The 21,717-nt window shown below is 72.3% G+C and carries 24 protein-coding genes and 1 riboswitch; of the genes, 16 read left to right on the top strand and 8 right to left on the bottom strand.

Annotated elements, in window-relative coordinates:
• Window positions 1-97: 97 nt before the first annotated feature.
• The 5 genes from ACWD0F_RS08350 to ACWD0F_RS08330 all read left to right on the top strand — a co-directional run bounded on the left by ACWD0F_RS08350 (window position 98) and on the right by ACWD0F_RS08330 (window position 4,559).
• The gene (locus tag ACWD0F_RS08350; protein ID WP_449873251.1) at window positions 98-694 is read left to right on the top strand and encodes a molybdopterin-dependent oxidoreductase; all 597 of its coding nucleotides are present in this window, start codon (window positions 98-100) and stop codon (window positions 692-694) included.
• 55 nt (window positions 695-749) lie between these two features.
• Complete coding sequence (locus tag ACWD0F_RS08345; protein ID WP_449873250.1) at window positions 750-1,895, top strand: sensor histidine kinase; 1,146 nt, start codon at window positions 750-752, stop codon at window positions 1,893-1,895.
• A 66-nt stretch (window positions 1,896-1,961) separates the two neighbouring features.
• Window positions 1,962-2,702, top strand: coding sequence for a LytR/AlgR family response regulator transcription factor (locus tag ACWD0F_RS08340; RefSeq protein ID WP_449873249.1), 741 nt, complete (start codon window positions 1,962-1,964; stop codon window positions 2,700-2,702).
• Entirely contained in the window at window positions 2,699-3,049 is a 351-nt protein-coding gene (locus ACWD0F_RS08335) for a hypothetical protein (protein ID WP_449873248.1), read from the top strand. Before ACWD0F_RS08340 ends, ACWD0F_RS08335 begins: the two co-directional genes overlap by 4 nt.
• A 19-nt stretch (window positions 3,050-3,068) precedes the next feature.
• Entirely contained in the window at window positions 3,069-4,559 is a 1,491-nt protein-coding gene (locus ACWD0F_RS08330; protein ID WP_449873247.1) for a sodium:solute symporter family transporter, read from the top strand.
• A gap of 355 nt (window positions 4,560-4,914) precedes the next feature.
• Here the strand turns inward: ACWD0F_RS08330 and ACWD0F_RS08325 are convergent, their stop codons facing one another.
• Entirely contained in the window at window positions 4,915-5,754 is an 840-nt protein-coding gene (locus ACWD0F_RS08325) for a deoxyribonuclease IV (protein WP_449873246.1), read from the bottom strand.
• Between the two features lie 144 nt (window positions 5,755-5,898).
• Between ACWD0F_RS08325 and uraD the strand changes: the two genes are divergently transcribed.
• The 6 genes from uraD to ACWD0F_RS08295 are packed head-to-tail and all read left to right on the top strand — an operon-like array spanning window position 5,899 to window position 10,278.
• Window positions 5,899-6,408 (top strand): 2-oxo-4-hydroxy-4-carboxy-5-ureidoimidazoline decarboxylase, encoded by a 510-nt coding sequence (uraD, locus tag ACWD0F_RS08320; protein WP_449873245.1) that lies wholly within the window; start codon window positions 5,899-5,901, stop codon window positions 6,406-6,408.
• On the top strand, window positions 6,405-6,704 hold the full coding sequence (gene uraH, locus ACWD0F_RS08315; protein WP_449873244.1) for a hydroxyisourate hydrolase: 300 nt from the start codon (window positions 6,405-6,407) through the stop codon (window positions 6,702-6,704). Before uraD ends, uraH begins: the two co-directional genes overlap by 4 nt.
• Window positions 6,705-7,565: a factor-independent urate hydroxylase gene (gene pucL / locus ACWD0F_RS08310; RefSeq protein ID WP_449873243.1), complete on the top strand. Its 861-nt coding sequence runs from the start codon at window positions 6,705-6,707 to the stop codon at window positions 7,563-7,565. It begins immediately after the preceding gene.
• 3 nt (window positions 7,566-7,568) lie between these two features.
• The gene (locus ACWD0F_RS08305) at window positions 7,569-8,429 is read left to right on the top strand and encodes an FAD binding domain-containing protein (protein WP_449873242.1); all 861 of its coding nucleotides are present in this window, start codon (window positions 7,569-7,571) and stop codon (window positions 8,427-8,429) included.
• Window positions 8,429-8,902 (top strand): (2Fe-2S)-binding protein, encoded by a 474-nt coding sequence (locus tag ACWD0F_RS08300; RefSeq protein WP_449873241.1) that lies wholly within the window; start codon window positions 8,429-8,431, stop codon window positions 8,900-8,902. Before ACWD0F_RS08305 ends, ACWD0F_RS08300 begins: the two co-directional genes overlap by 1 nt.
• On the top strand, window positions 8,899-10,278 hold the full coding sequence (locus ACWD0F_RS08295) for an 8-oxoguanine deaminase (RefSeq protein ID WP_449873240.1): 1,380 nt from the start codon (window positions 8,899-8,901) through the stop codon (window positions 10,276-10,278). Before ACWD0F_RS08300 ends, ACWD0F_RS08295 begins: the two co-directional genes overlap by 4 nt.
• A 6-nt stretch (window positions 10,279-10,284) precedes the next feature.
• Here the strand turns inward: ACWD0F_RS08295 and ACWD0F_RS08290 are convergent, their stop codons facing one another.
• Window positions 10,285-10,815, bottom strand: a complete 531-nt coding sequence (locus tag ACWD0F_RS08290) for a GNAT family N-acetyltransferase (RefSeq protein ID WP_449873239.1) — start codon at window positions 10,813-10,815, stop codon at window positions 10,285-10,287.
• A 62-nt stretch (window positions 10,816-10,877) separates the two neighbouring features.
• On the opposite strand from ACWD0F_RS08290, the gene ACWD0F_RS08285 reads away from it, so the two are divergent.
• Together ACWD0F_RS08285 and ACWD0F_RS08280 are read left to right on the top strand one after the other, a co-directional pair.
• The gene (locus ACWD0F_RS08285; RefSeq protein ID WP_449873238.1) at window positions 10,878-11,090 is read left to right on the top strand and encodes an EF-hand domain-containing protein; all 213 of its coding nucleotides are present in this window, start codon (window positions 10,878-10,880) and stop codon (window positions 11,088-11,090) included.
• Window positions 11,091-11,255: 165 nt separating this feature from the next.
• A complete protein-coding gene (locus ACWD0F_RS08280; protein WP_449873237.1) occupies window positions 11,256-12,569 on the top strand; it encodes a nucleobase:cation symporter-2 family protein in 1,314 nt (437 codons plus the stop codon).
• 54 nt (window positions 12,570-12,623) lie between these two features.
• Here ACWD0F_RS08280 and ACWD0F_RS08275 read toward each other — a convergent pair whose 3' ends face one another.
• Together ACWD0F_RS08275 and ACWD0F_RS08270 are read right to left on the bottom strand one after the other, a co-directional pair.
• Window positions 12,624-12,914: a hypothetical protein gene (locus ACWD0F_RS08275; protein ID WP_449873236.1), complete on the bottom strand. Its 291-nt coding sequence runs from the start codon at window positions 12,912-12,914 to the stop codon at window positions 12,624-12,626.
• 106 nt (window positions 12,915-13,020) lie between these two features.
• Window positions 13,021-13,347: a hypothetical protein gene (locus tag ACWD0F_RS08270; protein WP_449873235.1), complete on the bottom strand. Its 327-nt coding sequence runs from the start codon at window positions 13,345-13,347 to the stop codon at window positions 13,021-13,023.
• A gap of 325 nt (window positions 13,348-13,672) precedes the next feature.
• On the opposite strand from ACWD0F_RS08270, the gene ACWD0F_RS08265 reads away from it, so the two are divergent.
• From ACWD0F_RS08265 to alc, 3 genes are read left to right on the top strand one after another with little or no spacing between them, the layout of a single operon-like run.
• A complete protein-coding gene (locus tag ACWD0F_RS08265) occupies window positions 13,673-14,830 on the top strand; it encodes a glycerate kinase (RefSeq protein WP_449873234.1) in 1,158 nt (385 codons plus the stop codon).
• A complete protein-coding gene (allB, locus tag ACWD0F_RS08260; protein WP_449873233.1) occupies window positions 14,827-16,137 on the top strand; it encodes an allantoinase AllB in 1,311 nt (436 codons plus the stop codon). Before ACWD0F_RS08265 ends, allB begins: the two co-directional genes overlap by 4 nt.
• Window positions 16,138-17,094, top strand: a complete 957-nt coding sequence (gene alc / locus ACWD0F_RS08255; RefSeq protein WP_449873232.1) for an allantoicase — start codon at window positions 16,138-16,140, stop codon at window positions 17,092-17,094. It abuts the gene before it with no gap.
• A 54-nt stretch (window positions 17,095-17,148) separates the two neighbouring features.
• Here alc and pknB read toward each other — a convergent pair whose 3' ends face one another.
• The 4 genes from pknB to ACWD0F_RS08235 all read right to left on the bottom strand — a co-directional run bounded on the left by pknB (window position 17,149) and on the right by ACWD0F_RS08235 (window position 21,589).
• Window positions 17,149-19,050: a Stk1 family PASTA domain-containing Ser/Thr kinase gene (gene pknB, locus ACWD0F_RS08250; RefSeq protein ID WP_449873231.1), complete on the bottom strand. Its 1,902-nt coding sequence runs from the start codon at window positions 19,048-19,050 to the stop codon at window positions 17,149-17,151.
• A gap of 184 nt (window positions 19,051-19,234) precedes the next feature.
• Window positions 19,235-19,990 carry a thiazole synthase gene (locus ACWD0F_RS08245; RefSeq protein WP_449873230.1) on the bottom strand — a complete coding sequence of 252 codons (756 nt, stop codon included), beginning with the start codon at window positions 19,988-19,990 and terminating at the stop codon, window positions 19,235-19,237.
• Window positions 19,983-20,183: a sulfur carrier protein ThiS gene (gene thiS / locus ACWD0F_RS08240; protein WP_449873229.1), complete on the bottom strand. Its 201-nt coding sequence runs from the start codon at window positions 20,181-20,183 to the stop codon at window positions 19,983-19,985. Before thiS ends, ACWD0F_RS08245 begins: the two co-directional genes overlap by 8 nt.
• Entirely contained in the window at window positions 20,180-21,589 is a 1,410-nt protein-coding gene (locus tag ACWD0F_RS08235) for an FAD-dependent oxidoreductase (protein ID WP_449873228.1), read from the bottom strand. The genes thiS and ACWD0F_RS08235 overlap by 4 nt, the downstream gene beginning before the upstream one ends.
• A riboswitch (TPP riboswitch) is annotated at window positions 21,558-21,672 on the bottom strand. Its footprint overlaps the gene before it by 32 nt.
• Between the last annotated feature and the right edge of the window lie 45 nt (window positions 21,673-21,717).

Below are 21,717 nucleotides of genomic sequence, written 5' to 3'. Positions count from 1 at the left end.
CATAGGACCCAAGAGTACCGCATCGCACCCGCTCGCGAGGCGCCACCGATCCGGTGGCAGGATGGCCCAAGACGTGAGAACCGGGAGGAGAGTGATCGTGGAGGAGTCGCGCCTGCCCCCAGGCCAGTACGTCCCGCGCGGCCGACCGGTGATCCACTACGGCAGGGTGCCCCCGTTCAAGCCGGAGAGCTGGGACTTCCGGGTCTTCGGGGCCACCGCCTCGGGCGAGGAGCACCGGTTCGACTGGAGCGCCTTCGAGCTGCTGCCCCGCGCCACGCGCCTGGCCGACTTCCACTGCGTGACGAAGTTCTCCCTCATGGCGAACGAGTGGCGCGGCGTCACCCCCGAGACCATCATGGCGGCCGCCCCGCCCGACCCCGGCGTGCGCCACGTGATGATCTGGGCCGAATACGGCTACAGCGCCAACCTGCGCATGTCCGACTTCGCGGCGCCGGACACGCTGTTCGCCATGGAGCTCGACGAGAAGCCGCTCAGCCCCGACCGCGGCTTCCCGCTGCGCATCGTGGTGCCCCACCTGTACGCCTGGAAGAGCGTCAAATGGGTGCGCGGCATCGAATACCTCCTCGAAGATCGCCGGGGTTTCTGGGAGGAGCGCGGCTACCACAATCTCGCCGACCCGTGGCGCGAGCAGCGCTACTCCTACCAGGAAGAACCCGGCGAGGGGCCCCCTTAGACTTCACTCCGGGTTTTCCTCCGAACACGGTCCGTTCCCGGCTACGGTTGCCCGCATGCTGACCACCGCGGGCGTGGCGCTGTCCTCCCTGACCTTCTTCTTCGGCTACCTGCTCGCCCGGGCCCCCCGGCGCCGCGAGAGGGTGCCGGAGGGCCGCAGGACGGACGAGGCGACGTTCACCACGCTGCACATCGCCGCGCTGGCCGCCCCGGCCCTGCGGACGGGGCTCAACCGCGACTCCGCCCGCAAGGCCGTGCGCCATCTGCACACCCTGCTCGGCACGCACGCCGTCGCGATCACCTCGACGGACGCCGCGCTGGCCTGGGAGGGGCCGTGCACCGACGACGTGCTGACCTATGCCCGCGCCACGCTGGCCGCCGGGCGGACGCAGGTGTTCGCGGGGGAGCCGCACGGGGCGGTGGTGGTGCCGCTGACCGTGGACGGCACGGTCGTGGGGGCGCTGGCGGCCTTCGACGACGAGGTGAGCGCCGTCCTCGTGCGTACCGTCACCGAGGTCGCCGGCTGGGTCTCGGGCCAGCTCGAGCTCGCCGACCTCGACGCCTCCAGACGGCGCGCCCTGTCGGCGGAGATGCGCGCCCTGCGCGCGCAGATCTCGCCGCACTTCGTCTACAACGCCCTGACCACGATCGCCTCGTTCGTCCGCACCGACCCCAAGCGCGCCCGCGAGCTCCTGCTCGACTTCGCCGACTTCTCCCGCTACGCCCTGCGCAGGGCGCACGACTTCACCACCCTGGCCGACGAGCTGACCTGCGTGGACCACTACCTGCTGCTGGAGCGCGCCCGCTTCGGCGACAAGCTCCGCTTCAGCATGCAGGTGGCGCCGGAGGTCCTGCCGGTGCCGGTGCCGTTCCTGTGCCTGCAACCCCTGGTCGAGAACGCCATCAAGCACGGCATGCGGGGCCGCGGCGGCACCGGCGAGGTGCGGGTCGTGGTGCGCGACGCCGGGCCCGAGGCGCACATCACGGTCGAGGACGACGGCGCGGGGATGGACCCGGAGTGCGCCCGGCGCATGCTCGACGAGAACCCCGCCCGCGAGGGCAGCGGCATCGGGCTGGCGAACGTGGACCTGCGGATGCGCCAGATCTACGGCGACGGCTACGGGCTCATCGTGGAGACGGGGCTGGGAGCGGGCACCAAGGTGCGGCTGCGCGTCCCCAAAACGCAACTGGACTCATCGTAGTCAAATCCTTACGCTTCGCTGGCGTGTCGCTTGTGACCTTTGCTTTCATACGGCAGCGTGGTGGACATGCTGAGAGTTCTGGCCGTCGACGACGAGGTGCCCGCTCTGGAGGAGCTGGCCTATCTGTTGCGCCAGGATGAGCGGATCGAACACGTCTCGACCGCGGCCGACGGCGTCACGGCGCTCCAGGACATGGTGCAGATGATCGGCGGCGGCGAGCGGCTCGACGGGGTGTTCCTCGACATCCGGATGCCCGGTCTCGACGGTCTCGACCTCGCCAGGCTGGTCGGCGGCTTCCCCAGCCCGCCCAAACTGGTGTTCGTGACGGCGCACGAGGAGTGCGCGGTGCAGGCGTTCGATCTGGAGGCGGTCGACTACCTGCTCAAGCCGGTCCGCGCCGAGCGGCTGTCGGAGGCGGTGCGCAGGCTGGAGGCCGCCGCCGCGCCCGCGGCCGATCCGGGGCAGGACGACGTGATCCCGGTCGAGCTGGGCGGGCGCACCAGGTTCGTGCCGCAGCAGGCCGTCTGGTTCGCCGAGGCCAAGGGCGACTACGTGCGGCTGCACACCGTGGACGGCAGCTACCTGGTGCGCATGTCGCTGGCGGCGCTGGAGCGGCGGTGGTCGGAGGCCGGGTTCATCCGGATCCACCGCAGCACGCTGGTGTCCGCGCGGCACGTCAGCGAGCTGCGGTTCGAGGGCGGGCGGGTGACGGTCACGGTCGGCACCGAGACGCTCCCGGTCAGCCGGCGGCACAGCCGGCAGGTGCGCGAGCAGCTCGTCAGCCAGCACCGGAGCGTGTTCTCGTGACGGCCCCGGGGTCCGGCCCCTTGCCCGGCCCCGGCCGGCCGCGTGCGGGCGGCCCGGCGAAGGCGGAGCGGGTGGTCGTGTCGCGGAGCCCGGCCGCGCTCGGGCATGCCCGTGACCGCTACGACCCGGGCGAGGGCGCGCCCGACGTGCCGGCGATCGTCGGCCGGCAGTTACGGCAGGCGCTGATGACCGTCGTCGCCGTCGCCGTCCTGCTGCTGGGCGTTCCGGTGGTCGCCGCCTGGGTGCCGGCCCCCGGTGTGTGGGTGGCGCTGTCGCTGGCCGTGCAGTGCGCCTGGGTGGGGCTGGCCGTGCTGCACCTGAGACGGGCGGAGCGGCTGGAGAGATGATCGGCGGGCAGCGGGAGAGATGACCGTCGCGGTGCTGACCGGAATCGCCTTCGTGCTGGTTCTGGGCATCATGGTGGGCGCCGCGCGACCACGCCGCGCCAGCGGCGTCTCCGGCTTCTACGTGGCGGCCCGCGACGTGCCCCCCTGGTGGAACGGCGCCGCGATCACCTCCGAGTTCACCTCGGCCGCCGCCTGCCTGGGCACCGCGGGGCTCATCGCCACCCGTGGCGGGCCGATGGTGTGGTACCCGGTGGGCGCCGCCGCCGGGTTCGTCTTCGTCCTGGCGCTCGTGGTCGCGCCGCTGCGGCGGTCCGGGACGTACACGCTGCCCGACTTCGCCGAGTGGCGGCTGCGGTCGCGCAGGCTGCGCCGCTTCACCACCTGCTTCGTGCTCGTCATCGGGCTGACCTTCCTGGTCGCGCAGCTGCACGCGGCCGGGGTCGTGGTGCGGCTGCTGACGGGGCTGCCGCCGTGGCTGGGCTGGACGGCGGTCGGGGGCACGGCGCTGGCCGTGGCGTTCGTGGGCGGGCTGGGCAGCGTGACCAGCGTCCAGGCGTGGCAGTTCTGGCTGAAGCTGGTCGTGTTCGTGGGCGTCGGGGTGATCTGCTGGTGGATGTCGGGCACGCCGTTCACCTGGTTCGAGGGGACGTACCGCGCCGGTGGCACCGGCCTGGCGGGAACGGGCGACCCGTCGCTGCCCGGCGTGCTGACCGTGCTGCTGGCCTGCGCGCTGGGCACCATGGGGCTGCCGCACGTGATCGTGCGCGTCTACACCAACAGGGACGGGCACGACGCCAGGCGGTCCATCGTGGCCACGCAGGCCATGCTGGCCCTGTTCTGCGTGGTGCCGCCGCTCTACGGGGCTCTGGGGCGCCTGCACGTGTCCGGCGGGGCGGCGGACGAGATCGTCTTGCTGCTGCCCGCCAGGATGCTTCCAGGAGCCTTGGGGGAGGTGCTGACCGGGCTGCTGGCCGCCGGGGCGTTCGCGGCCTTCCTGGCCACCACGGGCGGCGTGCTGGTGGCGGTCGGGGGCGCGGTGTCGGCGTGCGTGTCGCGGGCCGGGATCGGCTCCTTCCGCGTGGCGGTGGGCGCCGTCCTGCTGGTCGCGCTGGGCCTGACCGCGGCGAGCGGCCCGCGGGCCTCGGTGGCGCTCGTCCTGCTCGGCCTCAGCCTGTCCGCGGCCACGTTCTGCCCGCTGCTGGTCCTCGGGATCTGGTGGCCGCGGCTGACGGACGTGGGGGTGGCGGCGGGGTTCGTGCTGGGCGGGGGCGCGACGGCGGTGCTCGTCGTGTGCGAGCAGGCAGGCGTGAACATGGGGGTGCTCACTTCCTACCCCGCGCCGGTCGCCGTGCCGGTGTCCTTCGCCGCGATGGTGCTGATTTCCCTGGTCACACCGGGTCGTATGCCGCGGGGCGTGGGGCGGATGATGGCCAGGATGCACGTGCCCGAGCATCTTTCCAGCCCCGGAACCCACCGCTCGTCGCTCCCCGGAGACCGCTCGTCGCGTTAGTACTCTCCGTATGTCGCTGACTACAGACCGTTCAGCGAGCTGACCGTGAACGGGGTATCTCCCACAAGATCGCAACCGTAGTGTTTCGGCATCGGAAGCCACTCCGGCGCATCGGGGGGACGAGCCGCGAGGCTCACTGCACATACTGATGCGCCGGCTCACCGGTGACCACGCAGGTCACCACGGCTGTGCGGGCCCTTGACCGGGGGGTGGGGCCCGCCATGCCGATCACGTGAAGGGGCGCCTGCCGCGGCCGTGAGACCCGGCCCCGCGATCCGGCCTTCGGGGGCGGTCGGATCGCGAGAGCAGGCGCCCCTCTCACAGGTTCTCGACCGCCCGGGGTCCTTCGCCCCGATCAGCCGTCGCGGAGCTTCTTCAGCAGCGCGATGTCCTCGGCGTGCTGGGGCGCCTTGCCCGGCGTCTCGACGCAGAGCGGCACGCCCGCCACCGCCGGATGCCGCATCAGGTCGGCGAACGGCTGCGCGCCGATGTGCCCGGCCCCGATGCTCTCGTGCCGGTCCTTCTTGGCGCCGCACACGTCCTTGGAGTCGTTGGCGTGGATCAGCTTGAGCCGGCCCGGCGCGATCGCGTGCAGGGCGTCGAACGTCTCCCGCACCCCGCCCTCGGCGGTGAGGTCGTGCCCGGCGGCGAAGGCGTGGCAGGTGTCGAAGCAGATGCCGGCCCGTGGATGCCAGTCGAGGGCCGCCAGATAGGGCTCCAGGTCCTGGACCGTGGCGCACAACATCGCGCCCTGCCCGGCCATCGGCTCCAGCAGCAGGTCGGGCCCGCCGTCGGGGATCTCATCCAGCAGCGGCAGCAGGTTGTCGTGCAGCTGGCGCAGCGCGTCGTCGCGCGACTGCGTCACCGCCGAGCCCGTGTGCACCACGACGCCCTTGGCGGCCGTCTCCACGCCGCGCCGCAGCGTGTGGCGGACGATCGCGATGGAGTTGGCCAGCGTCTCGGGGCTCGGTGAGCCGAAGTTGACGAGATAGGGCACGTGGATGAACGTGTCGACGCCCGCCTCGGCCAGCAGCGCGTCCTGGTCGGGCTTGCCTTCGGTGAGCGCCCACCCGCGCGGGTTGGTGACGAACACCTGGATCATCTCGGCGCCGATCTCCGCCATGTACTTGAGGCCGCCCGTCGCCAGGCCGCCCGTCACGGACACGTGTCCGCCGATCAGGGATTTCGAGGTCATGATGGCTCTCAGTGTAGGCGTACGACGTGGGCCGCCGATCGCCCCCGCGCTTGGAGCATGCACCAAAAGCGCGGGTCATCCGGCCCCGTAGTTCGGAGTTCTTGCGGATGGACCGGGCACGAAGCGCATGTGTGTACTTCTGACATGTCCGACATCCTCACCGCGCTCGGCGCCTTCAACGCCCGGTCCCGGCCCGACGCCGAGGCGGAGCTGCGCGCCTGCTGCGCCTCCCGGGCCTTCGCCGCGGACGTGGCCGCCCAGCGGCCGTTCGGCGATCCCGACCGGCTGGCCGAGGCGGCCGAGCGGGCCGTGCGGGGCCTGCGCTGGCCCGACGTGCTGGAGGCGCTCGGCGCGCACCCGCGCATCGGCGAGCGGCCCGTCCCGGGAGGGCGGGAGGCCGCGTGGTCGCGGCAGGAGCAGTCCGGGGTGGAGGAGGAGGTCCGCGCGGCGCTCGCCGCCGGCAACCGGGAGTACGAGGAGCGCTTCGGCCACGTCTACCTCATCTGCGCCACCGGCCTCAGCGGCGGGCAGATGCTCGACCGGCTGCGCGCCCGGCTGGGCAACGACGAGGACGCCGAGCGGGCGGTGGTCAGGGACGAGCTGGCGAAGATCACCAAGCTGCGGCTGGTCAAGCTCATGAAGGAGGGCGGATGAGTTTCTCCACACACGTTCTGGACGCCGTCACCGGGCGGCCCGCCGCGGGCGTCGGCGTACGGCTGGAGCAGGACGGCCGGGTCGTGGCCGAAGGACGCACCGACGACGACGGGCGGATCAAGGGATGGGCGCCGGGGGCCGGGATCCATCGCGTGGTCTTCGACACGGGCGCCTACCTGGCCGACACCTTCTACCCCGAGGTCGTCATCACCTTCACCGTGACCGACCCAGCCCAGCACTACCACGTCCCGCTGCTGCTCAGCCCGTACGCCTACTCCACCTACCGAGGGAGCTAGATGGCCATCAAGCTCGGCCGCAACCGTTACGGCAAGGCGGAGACCAGGCTCGTCCGCGTCGTCAGGGACGGCCCGGTGCACCACATCAAGGACCTCAACGTCAGCAGCGCGCTCTCCGGCGACATGGAGGCCGCCCACCTGACCGGCGACAACGCCGCCGTCCTGCCCACCGACACGCAGAAGAACACCGTCTACGCCTTCGCCCGCCGGCACGGGGTCGGCCAGATCGAGGAGTTCGCCCTCCTGCTGGCCAGGCACTTCGTCGAGTCGCAGCCCACGATCCACCACGCCAGGGTCGAGATCGACGAGTACGCGTGGAGCCGCCAGGGGCCGCACTCGTTCGTGCGCGAGGGCGGCGAGGTGCGCACCTGCGTCGTGCACCACGACAGGGACGGGCGCGTCACCGTGGTGTCGGGGCTGAAGGACCTGGTGCTGCTGAACTCGACGGGGTCGGAGTTCCACGGCTACATCGTGGACGACTACACCACCCTGCCCCCCACCCGCGACCGCGTGCTGGCCACCGCCGTCGAGGCCCGCTGGCGGCACGCCGGCGACACCCCTTCGTACGCCGAGTCGCATGAGCGGGTGCGGCGGAGCCTGCTGGAGGCGTTCGCGGACACCCACAGCCGCTCCCTCCAGCAGACCCTGTACGCCATGGGCGAGCGCGCCCTGACCACCCGCGCCGAGATCTGCGAGGTCAGGTTGTCCATGCCGAACAAGCACCACTTCACGGTCGACCTGTCGCCGTTCGGCCTGGACAATCCGAACGAGGTCTTCCACGCCGCGGACCGCCCCTACGGGCTCATCGAGGGCGGCGTACTGCGCGAGGACGCGCCCGACGCCGGATTCGCCTGGGAGTGATCGATGGATTTCTTGCGCCCCACGACGTGGGAAGAGGCGCTGGCCGCCAAGGCGGACCGGCCCGAGGCGGTGCCCATCCAGGGCGGCACCGATGTCATGGTCGAGCTCAACTTCGACGTGCGCAGGCCCGACGCGCTGCTCGACCTCACCCGGGTGGCCGAGCTGCGGGCCTGGGGCATGGCGGGCGACGCCTGCCGGGTGGGGGCCGCGGTGCCGTACACGACGATCATCGAGGAGCTGGGCGGGCCGCTGCCGGGGCTCGCGCAGGCCGCGCGGACGGTCGGCTCGCCGCAGATCCGCAACCGCGGATCCGTCGGCGGGAACCTCGGCGCGGCCTCGCCCGCCGGGGACAGCCATCCGCCGCTGCTGGCCGCGGACGCGGTGATCGAGGTGGAGTCGCGGGAGCGCGGGGTGCGGATGATCCCCGCGGCCGACTTCTACCTGGGGGTCAAGCGCAGCGCGCTGAAGCCGGACGAGCTGATCAGGGCCGTGCACGTCAAGCCCGCCACCGGCGCCCAGTACTTCTCCAAGGTCGGCACCCGCAACGCGATGGTGATCGCGGTGTGCTCGTTCGCGGTCGCGCTGCATCCGGGGGAGCGCCGGGTCGGCACCGGCATCGGCTCGGCCGCGCCGACCCCGCGCCGGGCGCTGGAGGCCGAGGACCTGCTGGCCAGGGAGCTCGACTGGGCCGCCCCGCTCGACCCCACGCTGCTCAAGCGCTTCGGCGAGTTGTGCGCGGCCGCCGCCGCGCCCATCGACGACGTGCGCGGCACCGCGGCCTACCGCGTGCACGCCATCGGCGTGCTGGCCCGCCGCACGCTCACCTGGGCGTGGAACGACCATCTCGGAAGGAAGGCCGCCTGATGCGCGTCACGTTCACCGTCAACGGCCGGCCGCAGAGCGCCGACGACGTCTGGGAGGGCGAGAGCCTCCTGTACGTGCTGCGCGAGCGCCTCGGCCTGCCCGGCTCCAAGAACGCCTGCGAGCAGGGCGAATGCGGCTCGTGCACGGTCTACCTGGACGGCGTCCCGGTCTGCGCCTGCCTGGTCGCGGCGGGGCAGGCCGAGGGGCGGCGGGTGCGTACCGTCGAGGGGCTGGCCGACGGCGACCGGCTCGATCCGGTGCAGGAGGCGTTCGCGGAGTGCGGGGCCGTGCAGTGCGGCTTCTGCACCCCCGGCCTGATCGTGCAGGCGCACGATCTGCTCGGCCGCGTCGAGCGGCCCTCGGACGCGGAGATCAGGGAGGCGCTGGCGGGCAACCTGTGCCGGTGCACGGGCTACGAGAAGATCCTCGACGCGGTCCGCCTGGCGGCGGAGCGGAAGGCGGCGGCCGGATGAGCATCCTGATCGAGAACGTGTACGTCGCGCCGGTCGCAGGACCCGAAATCGAATCCGGATATATCCACATCGAGGGGGATCGGATCGCCGCCGTGGGCGCCGGCCCCGCGCCCGGCGTGCCCGGCGCGGCCCGGATCGACGGCTCCGGCTGCCTGGCCACCCCGGGGCTCGTCAACACCCACCACCACCTCTACCAGTGGGCCTCGCAGGGGCTCGTGCAGGACGCGACGCTGTTCGAGTGGCTGGTGGCGCTCTATCCGGTGTGGGCCGCCATGGACGCCGGCGTCGTCAACGGGGCCGCCACGGCCGGGCTGAGCTGGCTGGCGCTGTCGGGCTGCACCACCTCCAGCGACCACCACTACGTCTTCCCCAAGGGCAGGGGCGACCTGCTGGCCGCCGAGATGGAGGCCGCCCGCGACGTGGGCCTGCGCTTCCATCCCGCGCGCGGCTCCATGGACCGGGGCGAGTCGCGGGGCGGGCTGCCGCCGGACGTCGTGGTCGAGGAGCTGGACGACATCCTGGCCGCCACCGCCGAGGCCATCGACGCCTACCACGACGCGTCGTTCTCCTCGATGTCGCGGGTCGTGGTGGCGCCCTGCTCGCCGTTCTCGGCCAGCGCCGAGCTGATGACCGCGTCCGCCGCCCTGGCCAGGGCCAGGGGGGTGCGCCTGCACACGCACGTGGCCGAGACCCTGGACGAGGACGAGCACTGCGTGAAGCAGTTCGGCATGCGTCCCGTCGACTACATGGAGAGCCTCGGCTGGCTCGGGCCCGACGTGTGGTTCGCGCACGCCGTGCACCTCAGCGACGGCGACATCGGCAAGCTCGCCGCCACCGGCACCGGCACCGCGCACTGCCCCTCCTCCAACGGCCGGCTCGGCGCGGGCATCGCCCGCGTGTCCGAGATGTTGCGCCGCGGCGCGAACGTGGGCCTCGGCGTGGACGGCAGCGCCTCCTCCGAGCTGACTTCATTGGCCGGGGAGATGCGGCAGGCGCTGCTGTTACAGCGCGCCCGGCACGGCCCCGCGGCCCTGTCGGCCCGGCAGGCCCTGGAGATCGCCACGCTCGGCGGCGCCCGCAACCTCGGCCGCGAGAACGAGCTCGGCTCCCTGGAGCCCGGCAAGCTCGCCGACATCGCCCTGTGGCGGGTCGAGGGCCCCTTCACCGCCGCCGTGGCCGACCCGGTCTGCGCGCTGGTCTTCGGGCCCCCGCCGCCGCTGGCCCGGCTGCTGGTGGGCGCCCGGACCGTGGTCGAGGACGGTGAGCTGAAGACCGTGTCCCAGGACGCGGCCGGGCGCGCGGGCAGCGAGGCCCGCCGCCGGCTGCTGCGACTGGCCCACGAGCGAGGCGTCAGCCCGGCGCGGCAGGTGCGGTGAGGGGCGTCAGCCTGGCTTGGCGGGTGCGGTGAGGGGCAGCTCATAACGGCTGACCAGCGTGACCGGGCCGGAGGACGCGCGCTGGCCCGGCGCGCCGCCCACGCGCACGTCCCCCCGGTAGGCGAACCCGGCGGACTCGTAGTGGTCGCGCAGCCGCTGGTTCGAGGCCACGCAGTCCAGCCTGAGGTAGGCCCGGCCCGCCTCCCGCGCCTGATCCGCCGCCCACGCCAGCACGTGCTCGCCCAGCCCGGCCGCCCAGCGGAGCACGGCCATCCGGTGGACGTATCCGGCCAGGCCGTCCTCCTCCCACAGCGGGTCCGACCAGTCCAGGGTGACGGTCGCGGCCACCCTGCCACCGACCTCGACCAGCCACGTCTCGCCCCTGGCGATCGCCGGCCCGATCCAGGCCCGCTCGAAGCGCCGCGGCCACTGCTGGACGCCCTCCGTCGCGAGCCAGGCGGCGGTCTCGTCCAGCACCGCCAGGACCTCGTCCTCCTGGCCGCGATCGACGCGCCGGTAAACAGGATTCCACTCCATGGGTCAATGATGTCGGGCCATTAAGGTGTATACGTCCGTAAATGAGTACGAAAGGTGGTCCCGTGTCCTCGGAACTCTCAGACGACCGGCTGGCGGAGCTCAAGAGCACCTTCGCCTCGATCGACAACGACGGAGACGGCTACATCACCGAGGCCGAGTTCAAGCGGCACTTCCCCGGCCTGCCGGCGGAGGCGCTGGGGGCGCTGAGCCAGGAGGCCGACTCCGACCAGGACGGCCGCTACTCGCTGGAGGAGTTCATCCGCGCGGTGTCGTAGGCCGCATGGAGGACCGCACCATCGCGCCCGGCCCGCGGTGAGCGCAGTTGGAGGATCACACACCTGGCGGCAGGAGGACGGGGCGGCGGTTCATGGCCGCGTGCATAGGTTTTCGCACCGCCCGGTTGTTTCACTGGAGGTCACCCCCTGACCTTGGAGTGGCCCATGACCACCAGTGACGTGCACCCCGTTGACGCCCGGCTTCCCGCCGCGCAACTGGGCACGCTCGGACTGCAGCACGTGCTGGCGATGTACGCGGGCGCGGTGGCGGTGCCGCTCATCGTGGGCGGCGCGCTCAAGCTGCCGCCCGAGCAGCTCGCGTACCTGATCAACGCCGACCTGCTGATCAGCGGCATCGCCACGCTCATCCAGTGCGTGGGCGTGTGGCGGTTCGGGGTCAGGCTGCCCATCATGCAAGGCTGCACGTTCGCGGCCGTCACCCCGATGGTGCTGATCGGCACCACGCAGGGCGGCCTGCCCGCCATCTACGGCGCCGTCATCGTCTCAGGGCTGCTCGTCGTGGCCGTCGCCCCCTACTTCGCCAAGATCGTCAGGTTCTTCCCGCCGTTGGTCACCGGCACCATCATCACGATCATCGGGCTCTCGCTGCTGCCCGTGGCCGCCCGCTGGGCCGCCGGCGGCGCCGGGAGCCCGTCCTACGGCGAGCCGCGCAACATCGCCCTGGCCGCCGCCGTGCTGCTGCTCATCCTCGCCGTCTACCGCCTGTCCACCGGGTTCCTGAGCAGGATCGCCGTGCTCGTGGGCATCGCCGCCGGCACGCTGGCCGCCATCCCGCTCGGATTCACCGACTTCTCCCGCGTGGGCTCGGCCGACCTGCTCGGGATCAGCACGCCGTTCGCGTTCGGCCTGCCCACCTTCCAGGTCACCGCGATCGTCTCGATGTGCGTGGTCATGCTCGTGTCCATGACCGAGACGACCGGCGACTTCGTGGCGGTGGCCGACATGACCGGGTCCGAGCTCACCCCCCGGCGGCTGGCGGACGGGCTGCGGGCCGACGGGTTCTCCACCGCGCTCGGCGGCGTCTTCAACACCTTCCCCTACACCGCCTTCGCCCAGAACGTCGGGCTCGTCGGGCTGACCGGCGTGCGCAGCCGGTGGGTCGTGGCGACCGCGGGCGGCATCCTCGTGCTGCTCGGCCTGATCCCCATGCTCGGCGCGATCATCGCGGCCATTCCGCAGCCCGTGCTCGGCGGCGCCGGCATCGCCATGTTCGGCACCGTGGCCGCCTCCGGCATCCGCACCCTGACCAGAGTGAGCTTCGACGGCAACCACAACCTGATCATCGTGGCGGTCTCCATCGGGGTGGCCGCCATCCCGGTCGGCGTGCCGGACTTCTACGACACGTTCCCCGACTGGGCCCAGACCATCCTGAACAGCGGCATCAGCACCGGCAGCCTGGTGGTGATCGTCCTGAACCTCGTCTTCAACCACCTGCGCGCGAGCCGGTCCGCGAGCTGAGTCGTACGCCCGGCTCCCGAACTGCGGCGGCCCGATCGGGAGCCGGGCGGCTTGTCACGCGGTTCCGCTCCTGCGCAGTTCCGCGACGATCTGTGCTGCGGTCCTGCCGCACACGTGCCGCACGAACCACTTCCGTTCGCCGGCCGCCTTCTCGCCGTCCCACGACTCACGCTCGCCGCGGGAAGCGTTGATCGGCGGCGGGACTCTCTGCGGGCGGTGTTCGGCGAGCAGGTGCTGTGAGTTGCCGTCGTAGGTCGGGTTCCAGTACGTGAAGTGCCCGCCGACGACCGCCTCGGGGTCGAGGCGGACCTGTATACCGTGGCCGATCAGAACGGCTGCGACCACTTCCTGATCGCATTTAGCGCAGAGTTGACGCCCAGTACCCAAGGTGTCCGTGCCTTGCGTTCGTGGCGCGGCAGCGGGGAAGGGTATGGTTCGCCGCCGCGCGTGCTCATGTCCCCGGGCTCTCGGGGACGCCATCGGCCGCCTGCCAGGGGAGCGTGGTCGCGAGCGCGATCACGTCCGCACCCTGGATGAACGGCAGCACCCCGGCCGTGGCCTCCTCCAAGGTGATGTGGTGGCCGAGCCGGGCCATCCACCTCATCCGGCCTGCCGAGTCGGGCTCGTACGCGATGCCCCGACCGGGGTAAGTGTTCCGCAGCACAGAACGCTGACGGGCTCGCATGTCGAGCTGCAACTCCGTCTGTGCCAGAAGGTGACGGGCGTGCTGTTCGGCGGCTGCGACGAGCGCGCGCGACTCCGGGTCGATCAACGGCACGTCACACACCACCCGCGAGCAGGAAGGACCCGCGCTGTCCACGAGAACAACGCGGCCGAGTAGCGGTAAGTAGTCGAGTCGCTGCGATGTGTACAACCCATCAGATGGCGGCCGTAGGAGATTCGCCCCAGGTCTTCCGGGCGGACCTTTTTCGCCGTCCGCGTGCGATCGCAGTGATCGGTGAGCGCCTCTTCGCCCGCGTGATGTACCGGCCTGCTTCCCTGTCACACCCCGGTGCCAGGATGATGAGGCACGCCTTCCTGCCCGCTCGCACCGGGCAGGAAGGCGCGTCAGGACATTGTTCATCATCGTGTGGGAGTTCGTAGTGGTTCAGCATGTTCTGATCGCCCCGGACAAGTTCAAGGGGTCGCTCACGGCGGCCGAGGTGGCGTCCCGGGTGGCGGCGGGGCTCGGAGTGCCGGCGGTGGAGCTGCCGGTCGCCGACGGCGGTGACGGCACCGTGGACGCCGCCGTGGCGAGCGGGTTCACCCGGATCACGATCGAGGTCACCGGGCCGACCGGAGAGCGGATCCCCGCCTCGTACGCCTGGCATCCCGCCGGCACCGCCGTGGTCGAGCTCGCCGAGGCGTCCGGGCTGCGCCGCCTTCCCGGCGGGCACGAGCCTTTGACGGCCACCAGCTACGGCACCGGCGAGCTGATCGCCGACGCCGTCCGCCGTGGCGCCAAGCGCGTGGTCCTGGGGCTGGGCGGGAGCGCGTGCACCGATGGCGGAGCGGGGATGGCGCAGGCCCTCGGCGCCCGGCTGCTGGACGCCGGGGGCGGCGACCTGCCGCGCGGCGGCGGCGCGCTGAAGGACCTCGCGCGCATCGACATGTCCGGCTTCCTGCACGTCGGCGGCGTGGAGTTCGTGGTGGCGAGCGACGTGGACAACCCTCTGCTCGGCCCGCACGGCGCCGCCGCCGTCTACGGGCCGCAGAAGGGCGCCACCCCCGGGGACGTCGAGGACCTGGAGGCCGCGCTGTCCCGCCTGGCCGCCGTGGCGACCACGACCCACGGCCTGATGGGCGCGGTCGAGCACGATGACGTCCCCCGCGCGATGGGCGTGGCCGGGGCCCCCGGGGCGGGCGCGGCGGGCGGGGTCGGGTTCGCGGCGCTGGCGTTCCTGCACGCCGAGCTCCGGCCCGGCATCGACTACCTGCTCGACCTGCTCGGATTCGGCGAGCAGGTCGCGGGCGCGCGGCTGGTCATCACGGGCGAGGGCTCACTCGACGAGCAGTCGTTGCGCGGCAAGGCGCCGATCGGCGTGGCCAAGGCGGCGGCCAGGGCCGGTGTTCCCGTGGTGGCCGTCTGCGGTCGCCGCACGCTCAGCGACGCCCAGCTCACGGCCGCCGGTCTCGCGGCCGCGTACGCGCTGACCGACCTGGAGCCCGACCCGGCCCGCTGCATGTCCGAGGCGGGGCCGCTGCTCGAACGCCTCGCCGCCCGCCTCGCCGCCGACCACCTCGCGGAGGGAACAGGATGACCGGTTTCGACCTCGTCGTCAGATCGCGCAGGACCGTCACGCCCGACGGGGAGCGGGCGGCGGCGGTGGCCGTGCGCGGCGAGCGGATCGCGGGCCTGTACGACTACGCCGCCCCCCTCGACGCCGCCGAGGACATCGACCTGCGCGACCTGGCCCTGCTTCCCGGCCTGGTCGACACGCACGTGCACGTCAACGAGCCGGGCCGGACCCACTGGGAGGGCTTCGCCTCGGCGACCAGGGCGGCGGCGGCCGGCGGCGTCACCACGATCCTGGACATGCCGCTCAACTCGCTGCCGCCGACCGTGAACGTGGCCGCGCTGGAGACCAAGCTGCGGGCCGCCGAGGGGCAGTGCCACGTGGACGTCGGGTTCTGGGGCGGCGCCGTGCCCGGCAACGTCAAGGACCTCGCGGCGCTGCGCGAGCGGGGGGTCTATGGGTTCAAGTGCTTCATGTCGCCGTCCGGCGTCGAGGAGTTCCCGCCGCTGGAGCCGGGCGAGCTGCGGGAGGCGCTGGCGGAGATCGCCGGGTTCGGCGGGGTGATGGTGGTGCACGCCGAGGATCCGGCGCTGCTCGCCGAGCCCGGAGGGCCGGGCTACCGCGACTTCCTGGACTCGCGGCCGGAGGCGTCGGAGCGGAGCGCCGTCGCGCTGGCCGTCCGGCTGGCGGAGGAGACCGGCGCCAGGGTGCACATCCTGCACGTCTCCAGCGCCTCCTGCCTCGACGTGCTGGAGACGGCCCAGGCGCGGGGCGTGGCCGTGACGGCGGAGACGTGCCCGCACTACCTGACGCTGGCGGCCGAGCGGGTGCCGGACGGGGCGACCGCGTACAAGTGCTGCCCGCCGATCCGCGGGGAGGCCAACCGCGACCTGCTCTGGGACGGGCTGGCCAGGGGCGTGCTGAGCTGTGTCGTGTCCGACCACTCGCCTTCGACGGCCGACCTGAAGGTGCCCGACTTCGGAGCCGCCTGGGGTGGCATCGCCTCGCTCCAGCTCGGGCTGGCGGCGATGTGGACGGAGGCGGCGCGGCGGGGGTACGGGCTGGGGGACGTGGTCCGCTGGATGTCCGCCAATCCAGCGGCGTTCGCCGATATTTCCGGAAAAGGGGGTATAAAGCCGGGCAATGATGCTGATCTGGTCGCCTTCGACCCCGCCGCCGACCACCTGATCGACGCCGCCCGCCTGCACCACAAGAACCCGGTCACCCCCTACCACGGCCACACGCTCAAGGGCGCCGTCCTGACCACGTGGTTGCGCGGCCGCCCCGTGGACGGTGCCCCGCACGGGCGATTCCTGTTGGGAGAGCAATAGATGTCCCGCTTCACCAGTCTGCCCGATCTCGCCCTGCGCACCCTCGGCGGCTCCGTCGTGTCGGCCAGCGACGAGTCGTTCGCCGAGAAGGAGAGCCTGATCAGGCCGGGGCGGCCGGGCTTCCAGGCCGCGACGTTCGGCAGCAAGGGGCAGGTGTACGACGGCTGGGAGACCCGGCGCCGCCGCGAGCCCGGTCACGACTGGGCGGTGGTGCGGCTCGGGATCCCCGGCACGATCCGGGGCGTGGTGGTCGACACGGCCTGGTTCAAGGGCAACTACCCGCCGCATGCCTCCGTCGAGGCCGCCCGCGTCGCGGGCCATCCGTCACCGGCCGAGCTGCTCGCCGCCGAGTGGGCGGAGATCGTCCCGATGACCGGCCTCAAGGGCGACGCCGAGCACCACTTCGACGTCGCCGACGAGGCCCGCTACACCCACGTACGGCTGAACATCTTCCCGGACGGCGGCGTCGCCCGCCTGCGCGTGCACGGCGAGGCCCGCCCCGACCTGTCCGCCTACGACGGGCTCAGCCTCGATCTGGCCGCGCTCGCCAACGGCGGCCTCGTCACCGCCTGCTCCGACGACTTCTACTCCGCCCCCAACAACGTCATCGCGCCGGGACTGGCCCGGCACCAGGCGGAGGGGTGGGAGACCGCGCGGCGCCGGGACGCGGGCCACGACTGGCTGGTCATCAGGCTGGCCGGGCGCGGGGTGATCAGGCTGGCCGAGATCGACACGACCAACCTGCTGTTCAACGCGCCCGGGGCGGTCGCGCTGACGGGGCTGGACGGGGAGCGGGAGGTCGAGCTGCTGCCCAGGACGCGGCTGCAGCCCGACACGGCGCACCGCTTCAGGCTCGGGCACGCGGAGCCGGTCACGCACGTCCGGGTCGGCATCCACCCGGACGGCGGCCTGGCCAGAGTCCGCCTGCACGGGCACCTGACCGCTCCGCCGGAGTGACGCTCACTGCCAGAGGCACCTGAGCGCTCCGCCCGGAGTGACGCCTACCGCCGACTATTGCCAGAGGAAGACCACGGTGCCGGGCGGGCGCTCGCTGTTGGGCAGCGGCCGCTGATACTGCACCACGCCCCGGTTGCCGAGCCGCTGCACCCGTACCTTGAACCCCAGCGCCTCTAATTCGGCCTTCGCGTCCCGGACGTCCTTGCCGATCACCCCGGGCACCAGGCTGAACTGCTGATCGTCGCGGGCCTGGTTGTCACCGTTGCGGAACCAGTTCCAGAAGTCCGTCGCGCAGCGCGCCACCGTGACCATGACCGGCGCGGCCTTGTCCACCTCGGACTTGGCCTTCGGCGACTGGGCGATCACCGTGCACGGCTCGGCGTCGTCGTCCACCTCGTTGACCTGCACCTGGAAGCCCTGCGCGCCCAGGTAGGCGGCGGCCTCGTCCTTCGGCATGCCGCCGACGTCGGGCATGACCAGCCCGGCGCTGACGAAGATGTCGACCTTCGCGCCTTCCTTCACCTTCTCGCCCACCTGCGGCGAGGTGCGGATCACCTTGTCACGCTCGACCCCCGGGTTGGCCAGGCGCTTGACCGCGCCCACGGTCAGCCCGGCGGCGGCGATCGCGGCGCGCGCGTCGTTGCCGGTCATGCCGCCGGTGTTGGGCACGACGACGCGCTTGGGGCCCAGCGAGGGCACCAGCGTGATCGTGTCGCCGCTCTCCACCTCGGACTTGGCGACCGGGTCGGTGCGCAGGACCAGGCCCTCGCCCACCTTCTCGTCGTGCTGGCCCTCGCCCATCTTCACCTTGAGTCCCAGGCTGTTGGCGTTCTTCTCGGCCACGGCGAGGTTCTTGCCGATCAGATAGGGGACGGCGACGTACTCGGTCTGGGAGAAGAACCATCCGGTCAGCCCGACCGCCACCACCATCACGGCGGCGAGGACCACCAGGAACCAGTTGGGCTTGAACCCGCTGCTCCGTGCCGGCGCCTCCACCCGGGGCTGGATGAGCGTGTAGGTGGGGGCGGCCAGCGGCACCGACGACGCGGCCGCGCCCGGGACCGGCCTGGGCTGCGGCTGGGAGTGCGACATCGGCGGCATGCTCATCCGCGGCAACATCCGGTGCGCGTCCACGGCCGCCACGAGCATCGCGGTCGCGTCGGCGGGCCGGTCGTGCGGCTCGCGGGCCGTGGCGTGCCCCACCAGCGTGTCGATCAGCGGCGGCACGTCGTGGACCACCGACGACGGGGCCGCGACGGTGTCGTGGACGTGGCGGTAGGCCACCGACATCGGCGTCTCGCCGTCATACGGCTGCTGCCCCGTCACCAGCTCGAACAGCATGATGCCGGCGGCGTAGACGTCGCTGCGGACGTCGGCGGCGCCCGTCATGACCTGCTCGGGCGCCATGTAGCCGATCGTGCCGATCATGACGCCGGTACGGGTCTGGTTCGTCGCCTCGATGGCCCTGGCCAGGCCGAAGTCGACGACCTTGACCCGGCCGTCGTCCGTCATCAGGACGTTTTCCGGCTTCACGTCGCGGTGGACCAGCCCGGCCTGATGGGCCGCGCCGAGGGCGGCGAGCACCGGGATCATGATCTCCAGCGCCTCGCGGGCAGGCAGCCTGCCGCGCTCGCGGAGGATGTCGCGCAGCGTCTTGCCAGGGACGTATTCCATCGACAGATAGACGACGTCGTTGTCCGTGCCCTGGTCGAAGACGTGCACCACGTTGGGGTGAGAGAGACTGGCGACCGATTTGGCCTCGCCGATGAACCTTCTGACGAAGGCAGGGTCCTCGGCTAGCGAGCGGTGCATGACCTTCAGCGCCACCGTCCGGTCGAGCCGGATGTCCAGCGCGAGATAGACGGTCGCCATACCGCCCCGGGCGATTTGGCTCTCGATGCGATAGCGCCCATCGAGGAGCCGCCCGACCAGGGGGTCCGCAGTCGTCCTTTCCACCCGGCCGAGTTTACGGGCGTTTTGCCACTGGCAGGGCCCAGCCGCCCGAAACCGATGCGGAGACGTGCTCCGTGAAATGCCCCATTTTATGGCGAAGCGGACATATCTCCACTCGCCTTGCCGCCCCATGCACCGTGGTCCAGGGCCGGTGCACCCCGGAACCACCGAATCTTTTTCTCGCGAGTCAGGGGGTCAGTGGAGAGGACGCCTCCGCGTACCGCCTGCGCGGGATGCGGCCCGCCTGCCGCGCCTGCCGCCCCGCCGTCACGGCGCCCCTCATCGCCGCCGCCATGAGTTCGGGCCGCTGCGCCCTGGTGACGGCCGTGGCCAGCAGTACGGCGTCACAGCCCAGCTCCATCGCCAGCGCGGCGTCACTGGCCGTCCCGATGCCCGCGTCCAGGACCACCGGGACGGAGGCGGCCTCCACGATCAGCTCGATGTTGTGCGGGTTGCGGATGCCCAGCCCCGAGCCGATCGGGGCGCCCAAGGGCATCACGGCCGCACACCCCGCCTGCTCCAGCCGCCGCGCCAGCGCCGGGTCGTCGCCGATGTACGGCAGCACCACGAACCCGTCCGCCACCAGCCGCTCCGCCGCGTCGAACGTCTCGATCGGGTCCGGCAGCAGCGTCCGCTCGTCGGCGATGACCTCGAGCTTGACCCAGTTCGTCCCCAGGGCCTCTCTGGCCAGCCGCGCCGTCAGCACGGCCTCGCCCGCGGTGAAGCAGCCCGCCGTGTTGGGGAGCACCTTGATGTCCCGTTTGCGCAGCACGTCGAGCACGGAACCGCGCGAGCCGGGGTCCAGCCGCCGCATGGCCACGGTGGTGAGCTCGGTCCCGGACGCGGCCAGCGCCTGGTCCAGCACCTCGAGCGAAGGCGCGCCGCCGGTCCCCATGATGAGCCGGGAGGAGAACTTCTCCCCGGCGATGATCAGATCATCCACCTTGCACCGCCGTCAGAACCTCCACGCGGTCACTGTCGCTGAGCGCCGTCGTCTCCCACGTGCCGCGCGTGACCACCTCGTCGTTCACGGCCACGGCCACGCCGGTGGTGGCCGAGGTCAACGTGCTTACGGCCTGCGCCACGGTCATGCCGTCGGCGACCTCATGCGCAGTCCCGTTGATCCACAGATTCATGAAATTTCCTGAAATCTCTCCGGCGCGCACAAGGCCGCCAGCTCGCCCAACTCACTGTCGCCATCACCCGAACCGCCGCCGTCACCCGAACTCCGGGCACCATCACCCGAACTCCGGGCACCATCACCCGAACTCCGGGCGCCGCCACCGGGACCGTCGCGGTCGATCCCAGCCAGCACGATCGCCGCCGTCAGCGGGGCCAGCAGCACGCCGCCCCGGTGATGCCCGGTGGCCAGGGTCAACCCCGGCGTGCCGCTCGGCCCGATGACCGGCAGGTTGTCCGGGGTCCCGGGCCGCAGCCCGGCCACGACGTCGGCGACCTCCAATTCGGTGATCCCCGGAACCAGCTCCCTGGCGTCACGAAGCAACTCGTAGAGCCCGCCCGCCGTCACCCGGGTGTCGAACCCCAGCTCCTCCTGCGTCGCCCCGACCACCAGCTCGCCGTCACCCCGGGGAACGAGGTAGACGGGGTTGCCGTGGACGGTCCCGCGTACACATCGGGTGAGCAGCGGGCTCGGCGAACGCAACCGCATGATCTGCCCCTTGACCGGCCGCACCGGCACGTCGGCCAGCTCGGCACTCCAAGCCCCGGCCGCCAGGATCACCCGATCCGCCCGCATCTCCGCCGGCCGCTCATCGCCGGCGCCGGCGGCGTCGCCGTCCGACTTCGCGCCGTCACCAGAAGGGGACCGGTCCAGACGTACGCCGACGACCCGGCCGTCCTCCCGCAGGAGCTCGCTCACCCGGGCCCGCACCACGGGCGCCCCCAGCCGATCCAGGGCGGTGAGCAGCGCCGCCGTCACGCGGCGCGGATCCACCCAGGCGTCACCGGGGGCCAGCAGCCCGCCGCGCACGGAGGGAGCCAGCATGGGCTCCAGACGGCGGCACTCGCGCCCGGTGAGCCGCTCGACCGGCAGGCCCAGCTTCTCCATGAACGCCGCGAGCTCGTCCAGCGCGGCAAGGTCGTCGGCGCCGAAGGCGACGTCGAGCATCCCGTCAGCCCGCAGATCCAGCCCCAGCCGAGCCCCTTCGCCGGGCCCCTGGCCCGGGGCGAGGCCCGCGTCGGCTCCCAGCAGGGCGTCGGTGGCCAGCAGGGTGTCGGTGGCCCGCAGGGCGTCGGCGGTCAGCAGGGCGTCGGCGGTCAGCAGGGCGTCGGCGGCCAGCTCGGCGGCGAAGGCGGGCCAGCGCCGAAGCGAGGCGGCTCCCAGCCGGAGCAGCGGCGCCTCGGTGTAGGCGACCTCGCTCACCGGGGCCAGCATCCCGGCCGCCGCGTAAGAGGCCCCGGCGCCGGGCGCCGGATCCACCACGGTGACCGGCCGCCCCGCGCGCGCCATCCGCCAGGCGATGGAGAGCCCGACGACCCCGCCACCCACGATCACATCCACTTGCGCTCCCTTCGCCGGCATGATCCGGATCAGGTGTCTTGCGGTCGAAGGCCCTGAAGCCTTCCTCTCAGCCCGGTAATGGCCGGACTCCCGCGCGTCTTTCCTGCACAGCCTACGGCCTCGGTGCGGCGTTCAAGCACGGCCCCCGT

The sequence above is a fragment of the Nonomuraea sp. NPDC002799 genome, from assembly GCF_053592075.1.
The sequence above is the reverse complement of the archived record's forward strand: the minus strand, read 5'-3'. Positions and strand labels throughout refer to the sequence as shown.

Coding starts and splice junctions, on each gene's coding strand:
- ACWD0F_RS08290 (WP_449873239.1), bottom strand. CDS start 10,815: ATGGAGTGGAATCCTGTTTACCGGCGCGTCGATCGCGGCCAGGAGGAC.
- allB (WP_449873233.1), top strand. CDS start 14,827: ATGACCGGTTTCGACCTCGTCGTCAGATCGCGCAGGACCGTCACGCCC.
- ACWD0F_RS08345 (WP_449873250.1), top strand. CDS start 750: ATGCTGACCACCGCGGGCGTGGCGCTGTCCTCCCTGACCTTCTTCTTC.
- uraD (WP_449873245.1), top strand. CDS start 5,899: ATGTCCGACATCCTCACCGCGCTCGGCGCCTTCAACGCCCGGTCCCGG.
- ACWD0F_RS08305 (WP_449873242.1), top strand. CDS start 7,569: ATGGATTTCTTGCGCCCCACGACGTGGGAAGAGGCGCTGGCCGCCAAG.
- thiS (WP_449873229.1), bottom strand. CDS start 20,183: ATGAATCTGTGGATCAACGGGACTGCGCATGAGGTCGCCGACGGCATG.
- ACWD0F_RS08300 (WP_449873241.1), top strand. CDS start 8,429: ATGCGCGTCACGTTCACCGTCAACGGCCGGCCGCAGAGCGCCGACGAC.
- ACWD0F_RS08235 (WP_449873228.1), bottom strand. CDS start 21,589: ATGCCGGCGAAGGGAGCGCAAGTGGATGTGATCGTGGGTGGCGGGGTC.
- ACWD0F_RS08325 (WP_449873246.1), bottom strand. CDS start 5,754: ATGACCTCGAAATCCCTGATCGGCGGACACGTGTCCGTGACGGGCGGC.
- pucL (WP_449873243.1), top strand. CDS start 6,705: ATGGCCATCAAGCTCGGCCGCAACCGTTACGGCAAGGCGGAGACCAGG.
- ACWD0F_RS08340 (WP_449873249.1), top strand. CDS start 1,962: ATGCTGAGAGTTCTGGCCGTCGACGACGAGGTGCCCGCTCTGGAGGAG.
- uraH (WP_449873244.1), top strand. CDS start 6,405: ATGAGTTTCTCCACACACGTTCTGGACGCCGTCACCGGGCGGCCCGCC.
- alc (WP_449873232.1), top strand. CDS start 16,138: ATGTCCCGCTTCACCAGTCTGCCCGATCTCGCCCTGCGCACCCTCGGC.
- ACWD0F_RS08280 (WP_449873237.1), top strand. CDS start 11,256: ATGACCACCAGTGACGTGCACCCCGTTGACGCCCGGCTTCCCGCCGCG.
- ACWD0F_RS08330 (WP_449873247.1), top strand. CDS start 3,069: ATGACCGTCGCGGTGCTGACCGGAATCGCCTTCGTGCTGGTTCTGGGC.
- ACWD0F_RS08295 (WP_449873240.1), top strand. CDS start 8,899: ATGAGCATCCTGATCGAGAACGTGTACGTCGCGCCGGTCGCAGGACCC.